Below are 13057 nucleotides of genomic sequence, written 5' to 3' on the forward strand. Positions count from 1 at the left end.
TCTGTTACCTCAACGCCTCATAAATCTCGGCCGCCAACAACCCACTGCCGCCACCATAGTGCTGTACAATTTTAATTTGCGGGTTACGGCTTAAAAAGTAGTCGCTTAACTGTTGCTCGCTTTCGGGTGGGATGCCGCCGCCAAGGAGTACCAGGCTGCAAGGCTGGTTATCAAAATGATGTATGGCTTCCTCATCGGTAATGCAGCCGGTGGCGTTCCAGGCCGGGTTATTGTTTACAAGGCGTACTACTGTAGCCAGTATTTCCGGGTGACGACCGATGACTAAGATGGGTACCTTTTCTTCACTTACATTATTCATATCTTATGTTATTTAAACCACGTCATTGCGAGGTACCTACCCATGACAAGTTGTAAAAAGTAAAGAGGGCCGTCAGTCTGAGCCTGTCGAAGACTCGCGCGCAGAGGCCTTCGCCCGCGTGCTTCGACAGGCTCAGCATGACCCCATTTTTTTGATGTTGTCATTTCACTTTCAGAGTCCCTGGATTTACAAACTCGCAATGACGCTAATTAATAATTCTCTTTTTTTATCTGCACATCTGTAATCTGCACACCTGCAAATCTCAAAAGTTCATCGGCACATCCATCAGCAAAAATTCTGCATCGGTAGTGGCAGTGATGTCAAATCCTTCGGTATCCCAAATGCCAAGTGCATCGCGGGTTTGGAGGGTTTGATTGTTCACCTGTACTTCGCCACTCAATACAAAAACGTATACGCCGTTGCCGGGTTTTTGAATGGTGTAGCTTGTGCTTACACCGGCATCAAACTTGCCCAGGTTAAACCAGGCGTCCTGGTGAATCATTACACCTGCATCATCTGCACTTGGCGAAAGTACCTGTTGCAGTTTGTTGTGGCGGTCGGCCAGGTTAAGGGTGATCTGATCGTACCTTGGTGTAACGTTACGTTTGTTGGGGTATAGCCAAATCTGCAAAAACTTAACCCGTTTGTCTTTGTCCTGATTGTATTCGCTGTGGTAAATACCAGTGCCGGCGCTCATGGCCTGTATATCGCCATTTTTTATAACGGCCACATTATCCATGCTATCGGCATGTTCCAGGTTACCTTCTAAGGGGATGCTGATGATCTCCATATTATCATGCGGGTGTTTGCCAAAGCCCATGCCTGCATCAACAGTATCATCGTTCAAAACGCGCAATGCGCCAAAATTCATCCTTTCGGGATTGTAGTAGCTGCCAAAGCTAAAAGAATGGTAGCTGTTAAGCCAGCCATGGTTTGCATGCCCACGGGTTTCGGCTTTATGTAATATGGTTTGTGCCATGGTGTTGTTCCTTTTGTTTGTTGATATAAAGGTACGGCACCTTTTGGCGGGGGAAGTTGATGTAGGTTAAGTTTTTTGGGTGAATGGTTGATTGAGTTGATTAGGAGAATGGTTGATTAAGTTGAATGCTTGTAAACTCAAAACTGCTAACTGAAAACCGCCCACTGCCCACTGCAAACTACTACTTTCTGCTTCTCATCCGGCTAAAAAACTCGGGTGTTACGCCTATGTATGATGCTATTTGCTTATGGGGTAAAACGTTAATGAGCGTTGGGTAGCGTTTGCAAAAGTTGTTGTAACGGTCTTCGGCGGTGAGGCTTAAGCCGTCTATCAAACGCTGCTGACTGGCTACCAGCGAGTTTTCTGTGAGTACACGAAAAAAGTGTTCAAACTTGGGAATCTGTTTGTATAATTCTTCCTGGTTGTGTTTACTCAGGAGCAGTATGTGGGTTTCTTCCAGCGCCTCAATATTAAGGATGCCAGGCTTTTGGCTAATAAGGCTATACATATCGGCCATCCACCAGTCGGGCGGGGCAAAGCTCAGTACGTGTTCAATGGCATTCTTATCAACCGTATACCCCCGCAAACATCCCTGGGTAACAAAGGCCGAGTGTTTGCAAATGTCGCCATCGGTAAGCAAAAACTGTTTGCGCTTAATAGTACGCGATTGTAGCATTCCGGTAAATACGGCCTGCTCATCGGGCGTTAAATGAATGTGTTTGGCAATGTTGTTTAATATGAGGGTGTAGGGCATGTGCAAAAATCGTATTTCTTTTTTATATATAAGCAATGGCGATTGCAGGGCGAAGACGACTCACCCGGTCGGCGCTTCGCTGGACCACCCTCTCTCCGGCTGCGCCGCATAGAGGGGAAAAAAACTTTCCAGTCCCCTCTATGCGGCGCAGCCGGAGAGAGGGGGAGACGGGCGTAGCCTCGTCGGGGTGAGTCGTCTGCGTTATGCTTTCGCCCTGCCAATATCCCTGAAGCTTATGCTAATAAAGCGGGATGTTATAAAAAAAATTATCTTTATGATTGTGACCGGCTTTGGGCTTATTGGGCGCATAGCAAGCGTTGCAGCAAATAAACCGGCGGTGCATTTACCAATTTTGCATTACCGGTGTTTACTAACAGAAAACCTATTTCAAATTTTAAGGATGAAAAATTCTATTTTGTTAAGCTGTGTGTTTGTTTTGCTGGCGTGTACTATCACGTTTGCCCAAAAAAAGTTTAATGGCCTGGATGTTGGCCTGGGTAATTTGTACCGTACCAGCGATGCCAAAACAAGGTCAATCAGTCCGGAGAATTTTACGGGGGAGAAGGGTAAGGGAGGCATGGCTACCATGGGTACGGGTGCGGGCCCCTCGCGCGATTTGGGACAAACCTGGAAAGTAAGCCCCAGCGTAGTAATTAAAAAACACACCACCTACACCATTGCCGAAATTAACGAAAGCGGTGCCATCCAACACATCTGGATGACTCCAACCGGAAACTGGCGCTACAGCATATTACGTTTTTATTGGGATGATGAAACCACGCCTTCGGTTGAAGTGCCCGTGGGCGATTTCTTTTGTATGGGCTGGGGCAAGTATTCGCCCTTATCAAGTTTAGCGGTCGCGGTTAATCCTGGCAGCGCTTTTAATTGTTACTGGCCGATGCCTTTTCGCAAAAAGTGCCGCATCACTATGGAAAATATCGATGACGCCGATATGGTGTTATACTACCAGGTTGATTATACACTTACAGATATCCCCGAGGATGCCGGTTACTTCCATGCCCAGTTCAGGCGCACCAATCCGCAGCCATATAAAAAAGACTATGTTTTGGTTGATAGCATTGTGGGCAAGGGCCAGTACGTAGGTACTTACCTGGCTTACGGCAGTAACAAAAACGGCTGGTGGGGCGAAGGCGAGATTAAGTTTTTTATGGATGGCGATACCAAATTCCCTACCATAAACGGTACGGGAACGGAGGATTATTTTTGCGGATCATATGATTTTGATACCCATCGCAAAGACGCCGCCGGCAAGGAGGAGGATAACACCGAATACACCGAATTTAATACCGCTTACAGCGGCCTGGCCCAGGTAATCAGGGGCGATGGGCATTACAACGTGGCCCAGCGCTTTGGTCTGTACCGCTGGCACATTGCTGACCCTATCCGCTTTGAAAAAAGCCTGAAGGTTACTATACAAGCCCTGGGCTGGCGGCATGATGGCCGGTACATGCCTTTGCAGGATGATATTGCCTCAACCGTGTTTTGGTACCAGCAGGGCCCAACTACGCCATTCCCCAAATTACCCTCACGCGATGAACTGGAAGTAAACTGATGAAGCTATATAAAATTGCCAAAGGCAGCCTGCTTGTAATTCATGACGCTGCCTATATTATTGATGACGATTGGGACAAACTTATTAACCGGGATAACCTGTCGGGATATCTGCAACAGATTCCGGTAGATGCCATTCCGTTAAGCGACGAAGTGTATGCCGAATTTATGAACGGACCAGTGTTGCCGCCTATAGGTTCACAGGAGGTTTGGGCAGCTGGTGTTACCTATTTAAAAAGCCGGGATGCCCGTATGGAAGAGTCGGAAGCTTCGGGAGCGGCAAGCCTATATGATAAGGTTTATGATGCCGAACGGCCGGAGCTGTTTTTTAAATCAACAGCGCAGCGGGTAAGCGGCCATGGCCGGGAGGTGTACATTCGTAAGGATTCTGCATGGAATGTACCCGAGCCGGAATTAACCTTGTTTATCAATTCCAAAGGAAATATACAAGGCTATACCATTGGTAATGATATGAGCTCACGCAGTATCGAGGGCGAAAATGCCTTATACCTGCCGCAGGCCAAAATTTACGAAAAAAGCGCTGCCCTTGGCCCATGTTTGTTTGTAAGCGCTGTACCGATAGACGCGGCATCGGCCATTAAACTCGTGATTAAACGTAATGATGAAGTTGTTTATGAAGATGCTACCACGGTATCGCGCATAAAACGAACTTTTACCGAACTGGTTAATTTTTTATATGCCGAACTAAGTTTCCCCACCGGATGCTTTTTAATGACCGGCACCTGCCTGGTACCACCCCCAACATTTACCTTACAAGCAGGCGATGTAGTGGAGATGACGATAGATAATATCGGCACCATGGTGAATACAATAGCCTTTAACCCTAAAACCAACCAATTAAACCAATTATAAATTCATACCATGTCAAAAGACAAAAAACTGTTTGCTGTAGGCCTTATTACTTCCCTATTTTTTGTGTGGGGTTTTGCGCTAAACTTAAACCCTATTTTGATACCGCATTTAAAAAAAGCGTGTCAGTTAACAGATTTGCAATCATCCCTCGTGGATTCGGCTTCTTACATAGGCTATTTTGTAATGGCTATACCGGCAGGGCTGTTCATGAAAAAATTTGGCTATAAAGGAGGCATTATTGTTGGTTTAACACTTTGCGCGTTGGGTGCGTTTCTGTTTTATCCCGCGGCATCAGTCAGGAGTTACGCTTTTTTCCTCACCGCGTTGTTTATCATCGCCTGCGGATTGGCTTTCCTTGAAACCGCTGCTAACCCATACATGACTGCTCTTGGCGATCCGGAAAGTGCCGCGTTCAGGCTAAATTTTGCGCAATCATTTAATGGTTTAGCAGCAACGGTAGCTCCATATGTAGGAGGTTTATTTATTTTATCCGAAACCAATTTAACAGCAGATCAGGAAAAAAGTATGGGCGTATCGCAATTCACTCGGTATTTAAATAAAGAAGCCTCATCTGTACAAATTCCCTTCCTGGTTATCGGGGCTGTAGTGCTATTGTTAGCTATCATACTTTATAAAACATCATTGCCAGAGATTGTGGAAGAAGAAGAAAGCACCATATCTTCTAAAGCCGAAAGTACATCCAAAACAAAAAACCTGGTGCTTGGTGTTATCGCCCAGTTTTTTTACGTGGGCGCGCAGGTTTGTGTAAGTAGCTTTTTTATCCGGTTTGCGGGGAAAGTTGCAGGCATTTCACAAAAACCGGCATCGGTATTTTTATCTGTGGCGCTGGCCGGTTTCATGTCGGGCAGGTTTATTGGTACATTTTTAATGAAGTATATCCGCCCGGCAAAACTGTTGGCCATCTATAGCGTTATCAACGTTTTCCTGATAATTTTGGCGGTAGTGCTGCACGGCAAGCTGGCAGTATATGCATTAATGGGGGTTGAGTTTTTTATGTCTATCATGTTTCCAACTATATTTTCTTTAAGCATTCGTGGCCTTGGGTCAAAAACAAAGCTGGGTTCATCATTGGTGATCATGGCCATTGTTGGTGGCGCGGTTTTTCCGCCGATACTTGGTTTGGTGTCAGATCAATCAAATATCCAGGTAGCTTACCTGGTGCCGGCTGTGTGCTTCTTATTCGTACTCTACTTCGCGCTTACAAACCTGCGGGTTAAAGAAAAGGTAGATATGAGCGTTTCTCATTAATAGAATATTTTTATACATATATCCATGAATTTACAGCTTACAGATAAGGTAATTATAGTAACAGGCGGCGCGAAGGGCATCGGCGAAGGAATTGTTAAAGTGTTGGCTGCCGAAGGTGCTATACCGGTGATAGTAGGGCGCAGCGCCGAGGACAATCTTAAAGTAGTTCATGAAATTGAAGCTGCCGGCGGTAAAGCCTTCCAGGTTGTGGCCGAGTTAACCGATCCTAAAGCAAGTGAAGCCGCTATAAATGCAGTGGTAGCACAATACGGTCGTATTGATGGTTTAGTTAATAATGCCGGTGTAAATGATGGTATAGGTTTGGAAAATGGGACTTACGAAGGCTTCATTGCATCCTTACATAAAAACGTAGTGCACTATTACCTGATGGCGCACTACGCCCTGCCCGAATTGAAAAAATCAAAAGGCGCTATCCTTAATATTACTTCTAAAACAGCCGATACAGGCCAGGGCCATACATCCGGCTACGCGGCATCAAATGGAGGGCGCAACGCTTTAACCCGCGAATGGGCGGTAGAGTTGTTGAAATACGGTATCCGTGTAAATGCCATTGTTGTTGCCGAATGCTGGACCCCCCTTTACGAGAACTGGATTAAAACCCTCCCCGATCCTGAAGCCAAGTTGCAGGAAATTGAATCAAAAATTCCGCTGGGCAACCGTATGACCACTGCAGAAGAGTTGGCCAATACAACGGCATTCCTGCTCTCCCCATTGTCGAGCCATACCACAGGTCAATTGATTCACGTAGATGGTGGATATGTGCATTTGGATAGAGCGCTGGCAGGGGCATAGTAGGTAAATGTGCAGATTTTAGATTTCAGATGTGCAGATGGAGGATATTATTGTTTCGCCATCGATAAGTACGAATCGGAAATCTCATCATTACGGGTATTCATCAGGGCTTCTGTGAAAAAGCTAATGATGTGATTTATAGAACCGTCATTGCGAGGCACGAAGCAATCTCTACACACGCAGGTCGGCTTTGAAGTTTCGCTCTGTATAGTTTGGAGATTGCTTCGTGCCTACCCATGACAAGTTGTAATCTTTAAAGAGGGGTGTCAGTCTGAGCCTGTCGAAGACTCGCGCGCAGAGGCCTTCGCCCGCGTGCTTCGACAGGCTCAGCATGACCCCATTTTTTTGACGTTGTCATTTCACTTTCAGACTCCCTGGATTTACATACTCGCAATGACGATTTGTGAAAAATGTTGGTCATTCTTCGTTCCTCAGAATAACTGGGTGGAGAAGCCAAGGCATTCCTCACGCTTTGGCCAGTTCAACAATATCCTTTACTTCAACAATCTTCTTGCTATAACCTTTAATGGCAGCGTTAATCATAGCCTGGCCCACTTCTGTAAGTGTGCAAAAGCCCGCCGGGTAAAGTAACCTGCCAATTGGATACAGCCAGGCAAAATATTTATAGTAGCTTTTTACATTTTTTTGCCCGGCTGTAGCCTTCATGAAACCAGGCCGAAACATGTACCCGTTTTTGAAGATCTTTAATAAAGCGTTCTCTGTTGCGCCTTTTACACGAGCCCAGGCTACTTTGCCCTGCTCGCTGCTATCGGTACCTGCGCCGGTAATGTAGCAAAAGGTCATGTCGGGATTTAGCTTTACCAGGGTTTCACCAACGTTAAGGGTAATATCATAGGTAATGTGTTTATACTCTTCCTTACTAATGCCTACCGATGAAATACCTGCGCAAAAAAAGCAGGCATTGTATCCGGCAAGCTCTGCTTCAATAGGGGCAAGATTCATCAGGTCTTGATGAATGATCTCCTGTAATTTAGGATGCGTTATGCCGCCCGGCCTGCGGTTGATAACCAATACCTGTTCCACATCAGGATGGTTAAGGCATTCCAACAATACCCCCTCGCCAACCATGCCGGTAGCGCCCGTTATAATGGTTTTAATTTTCATATAATCAAATCTAAGAATTGTATAACTATACCGTCAAGCTAATAGTTGTGTGCTGAAAATCCCCCGAAATAAAAATGCCCCGCTATGTTTTAACATAACGGGGCGGCAAATCAATTGTGCAGGTTGTGTTATAGGCTAAAGGCTTTTAAATAGGAGTTGGCATAAGTGCCCCAGTTTTTCATTACATCTTTTAGGGTAGCACCAAGTTGCTGGTTGTTTAACACTTTACCTTTTTTGGGTGGGTTAAGTGATTTTTCGTCAACGGGTATTTCGTTTACTTTGGTGGCAAACCAGGTTATATTTTCATGTGGTAGCGCCACACCTAATATCATGCCGGGCAGGCCGGTAAAGGTTTCCGGTCCGCCGGGTACGGCTATATCATCGGTGTAAAAGGCAACCACGTAAATAGAATCCATTACCACCGCGTTGGCCCGGCGACAGGTATAGCCGGCTATTTCGCGGGTTTCGGTAGTAATTTTCCAGTTTATTTTGCGCAGGCTGTCTTTTACCAAAAAGGTAGTTTCAAACACCTTTTTTTGGTTAATACTTTGGCCGGTAGTTAAATCGTCGGCTATGGTATTTACCTGGGTAGTAACCGGGCTATCAAAAAAGAAATCGTTCTCGGGTTCCTCAGATTCAATTGGGGTATACAGCGTTTTGTTGTTAGCAAACGTGAGCGTGCTTTTCAATTTTTTAAACTGCGGACGATTTTTTTTGTAAGAATCAAAAGCCGAGCGCAAAAAATCTTCATTGTTTTTGTTAATCTGTTTTTCAAAAAAGGCAAACATGTTTACCGTTTTTTCATACTCAATGCTTCCGTTTACGGTAAAGTGCTTGTTTTGAGCAAATGCAGCGCTGCTGCAAATGGCAATGATACAGGTAGTGATTATAAGGTTTTTCATAGTTTTATTTTTTAGGTGCTACACCGCCGCCAACATGATTAAAATCCCAGGAAACGCCTATCATGAAATATTGCCTGATGGCTGTATATCTTTCCTGCGTTAAAATACCGGCCGATCCGCTCCTGTTATAACCTTTGTTTTGGTTAAGCAAATCGTTACCGCTTAAAGTTATCTTAAGGCTTTGGTCCTTCATAAATGCTTTGGCAATATTGGCATTCAAAATGGTACGTTTAAAATCTTCGGGGAATGATTGCGTTTTGGCGTTATACTGATATGAGCAATCGCTGCCTATCGAAAAATGTGCCGGCAGGTACAGGTTAAAGCCGCCGTTGGCATTAAAGCCGCTACCATTGTTATTTACGTTTGGCAAAAGCGACGATGAGTTAAGCGTGTAAGTAGGGCCGGCCGAAGCGTAAACATCATACTTATCGCGCTTGTATTTTGATAGGTTTAAATTGGCCGAATAGGTGTACGATGTTGTTTTGTTTAGCTTGCTATTTGATAAGTTATAATAAGTATTACCATTGGCATCGCCGCCCAAACCAATATTAATATCGCCAAAAGGCAATTTACGGCCGTAATAAAAGTTGGCATACATATTAATAGTTTGCCTGTTTAAGTTTGATGACTGGAAGGTACTCTTACCTGTTGTAGTATCCGTCGTCACGTTATTTACAATTGGGTTGCTGGTACTGCTGTATGAACCGCCAATGTAAAGCGATTCCTCGCTGATTACCTTGTAAGAGTTGTACCATAAAGAGAACCGATTGGTAAATGACGGCCTTAGGTTTGGATTACCCACCGTGATGTTCAACGGATCGGTGTTTATCCTTACCGGCTGAATCTGATCAATATTAGGCTGGGTAGTGTTCCCATTATAGCTTACGCGGATAGATTGGTTTTGCGAAAAGCGATATTGGTAAGTTGCCTGCGGAAACCAGTTTACAAAGTTACGGGTGCGGGAATTATCGCTGTTAAACAAATCTATCTGTTTAAAATCAACCGTGGCGGCCTTTGTACCAAAGTTAAATGTGCTTTTTTTGCTTTTATAATTAAAGTTTAAACCGGCCTGGTTTGTTAACTGGTTAAGCTTGTAATCGTTACTCAACGAGTCTATTTGTACATTATAAACACCCGGCGACGATTGGTTGTAGGAGCGCCTGTCCGAACTGCCGTTATCAACACTGATACCGTAATTAACTACAGCCGAGAATTTTTTAGATAACGGCTCGGTATAAGTAATATTAGTGCTTAATACGTTATTTGTTGTTTTAGTGGTTTTACGCTGATCAATAGGCGGCGTGTTGGTGGCAACACCCAGCGTATCATAAAATGTGGTACTTGATTTTAAGAAACCCTTAGCATCGCTTTGGTTGTAGGCCTCGCTAACGTTCACCGATAATGTACGCCCTGTTTTCTTGAACTTTTTAGTATAAAAAGCGCTGGCGTGAAATACTTTTTCATGTACATCATTGGTTACATTACGGGTGTTGGTGTTTAGCTTGGTACCGTTTTGGCGCAGGCTGGTAGCGTTATAAGTATTGTTAATTTTGCTATCCTTATCCGTGCCGTCGGTCATTATTTTAAGGTTCGATGTAGTATCAAGCTTAACCTGGTAGGTCAGATCGAGCTTTTGACGGAAGCTGTATTTATGAAAAGTTTGGTCGGAGTTGCTGTTGATGAAATTCCCCGGCAGCGTGTTTTGTGTCTGTGTATTTTTGGTTCCGTCCACATCTAACGATCCTATTTTGAAGTTGGCGTTTAGTGCCTGTTTATCGCCGCCCCATTTGGTATCATAGTGCGCGCCGGCTGTGCGGGCAAGTGGGATACCCTCGCCTTCAAACCTGCCGTTCCAGGTATCCAGGTCGCTTTCACCGCCGCTGCCATTAAAATATAAGCCGCCATCATCGCCAAATTCAAGCCCGCTGCCTCCGTATTTATTTTCATCGCGCCAGCCAAGTCCTACCTTGCCGGTATTGCCAATGGTGCCGTAAACAGAAAATTTTTGGCGGCCCTTAAAACGATTAAACATCAGTTGTTCCTGGTAATATTTACCGGTACCACCCTCTGCATCCAGCTTGCCAAAATAGCCGTTCTTTTTATCCTCCTTAAGCTTTATGTTGATGGTTTTATCTTTTACACCATCATCAATACCGGTAAAAGTGGCCTGGTCGCTCTTTTTGTCGTATAGCTGTACTTTGTCAACCATATCGGCACGCAGGTTTTTGGTAACGAGGGTAGGGTCGTCGCCAAAAAACTCTTCGCCATCAACCAACACCTTGGTTACGGTTTGGCCCTGGGCGGTAATTTTACCATCCTTATCAACTTGTATACCCGGGAGTTCTTTTAGCAGATCCTCTACCTTAGCATTAGGTTGTACAGTAAAAGCATTGGCATTAAATTCGGTGGTATCGCCTTTAATTTTTACCGCGGCTACCTTGGCTTTGATGATAACCTCCTGCAGCAGCTGCGTTTTAAGGATCATTTTTATGCGACCAAAATCATGCGTGGTGTGGGCCGAATCGAGCGTGAAGCGTTCTACAAAATCAGCATAGCCAGAATAGCTTACCAGCAAGATAAATTTACCTTTTTTGAGATTGTTGATGGCAAAATGCCCCTCGTTTACCCTGGTAAATTTTTGCAGGATAGAATCTTTGGCATTTAAAACAGCAACAGTAGCATTGGTTAGTTTAGAGTTTGACGCGGTATCGGCAACCGAGCCTTTGATTGAATACGAGCTTTGCCCAAAAACAGAAAACGTACTCAAACAGAGTAGTATTAGTGCAGGTATTGTGATTTTCATAAGGTTGTTTATGAAAACCAAGGTATAACTAAAATCTTAGTATTCAAATACAGAACCGTAGATTTAACAGTTACAACACGAAATTTAACATTTGGGGGCGGAAATTTAACATTTGTAAATTTAACCTTTAGTGTAATTAATTGAATATCAAATAAGTAAAATTATAGCGCGGACCAATGTAAAAGTGTAAATAATTTGAGATAGGATAGCGATGGGTTTTTAAGCCAATCGCTATTCGGAAAGCCGCAAACTATTCCTCCCTGCTTTTCTTATAACTAATCCACACGTAAAATGGCACGCTGGCCATCAGCAGTAAAAAGCCGTAATAAACTGCTTCTTTGCCGCTACCGGCAATGTTCCATAGGGCATAACCAAAAGCTGCTATTCCTAATAATATTGCACCAAGCCAGCCATCTTTGACATTACTTTTTGCCCTGATGATAAGGTATGATGCCGCCGAAAGCAGATAGGGGATAAGCATACACAGCAGCGATAGCAACAACAAAAACCTGAATTGCTCAACCATGCCCTTATTATAGTTCATATAAATAAAGCAGGATACCATTACGCTGTTCAGTAAAACGCCAATGTATGGCACCCCTCTTTTATTTTGCCAGCCAAAAATGGGCGGGAACAGTTTGTCATTGGCGACGGCAAAAGGCATTTGCCCCTGCATCAATGTCCAGCCGTTGAGCGCGCCAAAGGCGGCTATGGCCACGCCGGCGCTTACCCAGTACCGGGCATTGCCGCCATAAATTACTACCGCCGCATCGGCATAAGGTGTTAACGAATGTTGTAGCTGCGCCAATGGGATAATACCAATAACGCTTACGCTGCCCAAAATGTAAACCAGGGTAGCAATCAACAAACCCAGTAAGGTGGCTCTTGGTACTGTTTTTTCGGGATTGTTTACGCTGCCTGCGGGTACGGTTGCCGCCTCGATGCCCACAAACGAAAACATGGTCATGGCCGCTGTGGCGCTTATTGCCCCATAAACTGTTTTGCCGCTACCGTTAAAGGGTAAAAAGTTTTTGGCCTGCAAAAAAAACAGACCGCCAAGGGCTACTAATAGCAGTGGCACAATTTTTAAAATAGTAGTTATCAATTGTAGTTTGCCACTGGCCACAACGCCCAGTGTATTGATGTAAGTAAGCAGCCAAATGGCGCACAGCCCGGTTATTACCGCCGCAAGGTTACTGGTACCCAATACCGGGAAAAATGTACTAAGCGCGCTCAGCAGCGAAATGGTAATGGCCGCGTTTGCACATGAGGTAGCTAAAAAATATCCCCAGGCTACCAAAAAGCCGGCAAAATCGCCCAAACCGCTACGCGTAAACGCATATGGACCGCCCGTTGCATGTGGCAGCAACTTACTCATGTTACTGAAAACTTTTGCTAAGAAAAAGGAGCCAATGGCCGAAAATACCCAGCCCAACAAGCCAATGCTGCCGAACGATGCCATAGCCGCCGGCATTAAAAATACGCCGGCACCTATCATATTACCCACCACCAACGAGGTACTGGTCCATAAGCCTAATTTTTTATCTGAAGCGGGCATGGTTAAATTAATTGAGGATGATAAGATAGGGTTTTTATTATTGAATATGGCGTCTTACTCTTTCTTGCTCTGGGTAGTAATTTCTTATGC

The 13057-nt window shown here is 44.7% G+C and carries 11 protein-coding genes; 4 read left to right on the top strand and 7 right to left on the bottom strand.

Annotation, left to right across the window (positions count from 1 at the left end; genetic code table 11):
- Window positions 1–4: 4 nt before the first annotated feature.
- The 3 genes from QWZ17_RS11210 to QWZ17_RS11220 form a co-directional block, all read right to left on the bottom strand.
- Window positions 5–319, bottom strand: a complete 315-nt coding sequence (locus tag QWZ17_RS11210) for a hypothetical protein (RefSeq protein WP_290305296.1) — start codon at window positions 317–319, stop codon at window positions 5–7.
- Window positions 320–581: 262 nt separating this feature from the next.
- Complete coding sequence (locus QWZ17_RS11215) at window positions 582–1298, bottom strand: pirin family protein (protein WP_290305297.1); 717 nt, start codon at window positions 1296–1298, stop codon at window positions 582–584.
- A gap of 181 nt (window positions 1299–1479) precedes the next feature.
- Window positions 1480–2052, bottom strand: coding sequence for a Crp/Fnr family transcriptional regulator (locus QWZ17_RS11220; protein WP_290305298.1), 573 nt, complete (start codon window positions 2050–2052; stop codon window positions 1480–1482).
- A 400-nt stretch (window positions 2053–2452) separates the two neighbouring features.
- On the opposite strand from QWZ17_RS11220, the gene QWZ17_RS11225 reads away from it, so the two are divergent.
- Genes QWZ17_RS11225 through QWZ17_RS11240 form a run of 4 tightly spaced genes read left to right on the top strand, consistent with a single transcriptional unit; the run spans window position 2453 to window position 6579 of the window.
- Window positions 2453–3625, top strand: a complete 1173-nt coding sequence (locus QWZ17_RS11225) for a glycoside hydrolase family 172 protein (protein WP_290305299.1) — start codon at window positions 2453–2455, stop codon at window positions 3623–3625.
- On the top strand, window positions 3625–4497 hold the full coding sequence (locus tag QWZ17_RS11230; protein WP_290305300.1) for a fumarylacetoacetate hydrolase family protein: 873 nt from the start codon (window positions 3625–3627) through the stop codon (window positions 4495–4497). Before QWZ17_RS11225 ends, QWZ17_RS11230 begins: the two co-directional genes overlap by 1 nt.
- Window positions 4498–4506: 9 nt before the next feature.
- The gene (gene fucP / locus QWZ17_RS11235) at window positions 4507–5766 is read left to right on the top strand and encodes an L-fucose:H+ symporter permease (protein ID WP_290305301.1); all 1260 of its coding nucleotides are present in this window, start codon (window positions 4507–4509) and stop codon (window positions 5764–5766) included.
- 24 nt (window positions 5767–5790) lie between these two features.
- Window positions 5791–6579 (top strand): SDR family oxidoreductase, encoded by a 789-nt coding sequence (locus tag QWZ17_RS11240; protein ID WP_290305302.1) that lies wholly within the window; start codon window positions 5791–5793, stop codon window positions 6577–6579.
- 465 nt (window positions 6580–7044) lie between these two features.
- On the opposite strand, the gene QWZ17_RS11245 is transcribed toward QWZ17_RS11240, so the two are convergent.
- From QWZ17_RS11245 to QWZ17_RS11260, 4 genes are all read right to left on the bottom strand, one after another.
- Window positions 7045–7704: an NAD-dependent epimerase/dehydratase family protein gene (locus QWZ17_RS11245; protein ID WP_290305303.1), complete on the bottom strand. Its 660-nt coding sequence runs from the start codon at window positions 7702–7704 to the stop codon at window positions 7045–7047.
- 128 nt (window positions 7705–7832) lie between these two features.
- On the bottom strand, window positions 7833–8606 hold the full coding sequence (locus QWZ17_RS11250) for a GLPGLI family protein (protein WP_290305304.1): 774 nt from the start codon (window positions 8604–8606) through the stop codon (window positions 7833–7835).
- A 4-nt stretch (window positions 8607–8610) separates the two neighbouring features.
- Complete coding sequence (locus tag QWZ17_RS11255) at window positions 8611–11409, bottom strand: outer membrane beta-barrel family protein (protein ID WP_290305305.1); 2799 nt, start codon at window positions 11407–11409, stop codon at window positions 8611–8613.
- 250 nt (window positions 11410–11659) lie between these two features.
- Window positions 11660–12967: an amino acid permease gene (locus QWZ17_RS11260; RefSeq protein ID WP_290305306.1), complete on the bottom strand. Its 1308-nt coding sequence runs from the start codon at window positions 12965–12967 to the stop codon at window positions 11660–11662.
- Window positions 12968–13057 lie beyond the last annotated feature (90 nt).

The organism is Mucilaginibacter flavus (assembly GCF_030409315.1).
Taxonomy (GTDB): Bacteria; Bacteroidota; Bacteroidia; order Sphingobacteriales; family Sphingobacteriaceae; genus Mucilaginibacter; species Mucilaginibacter flavus.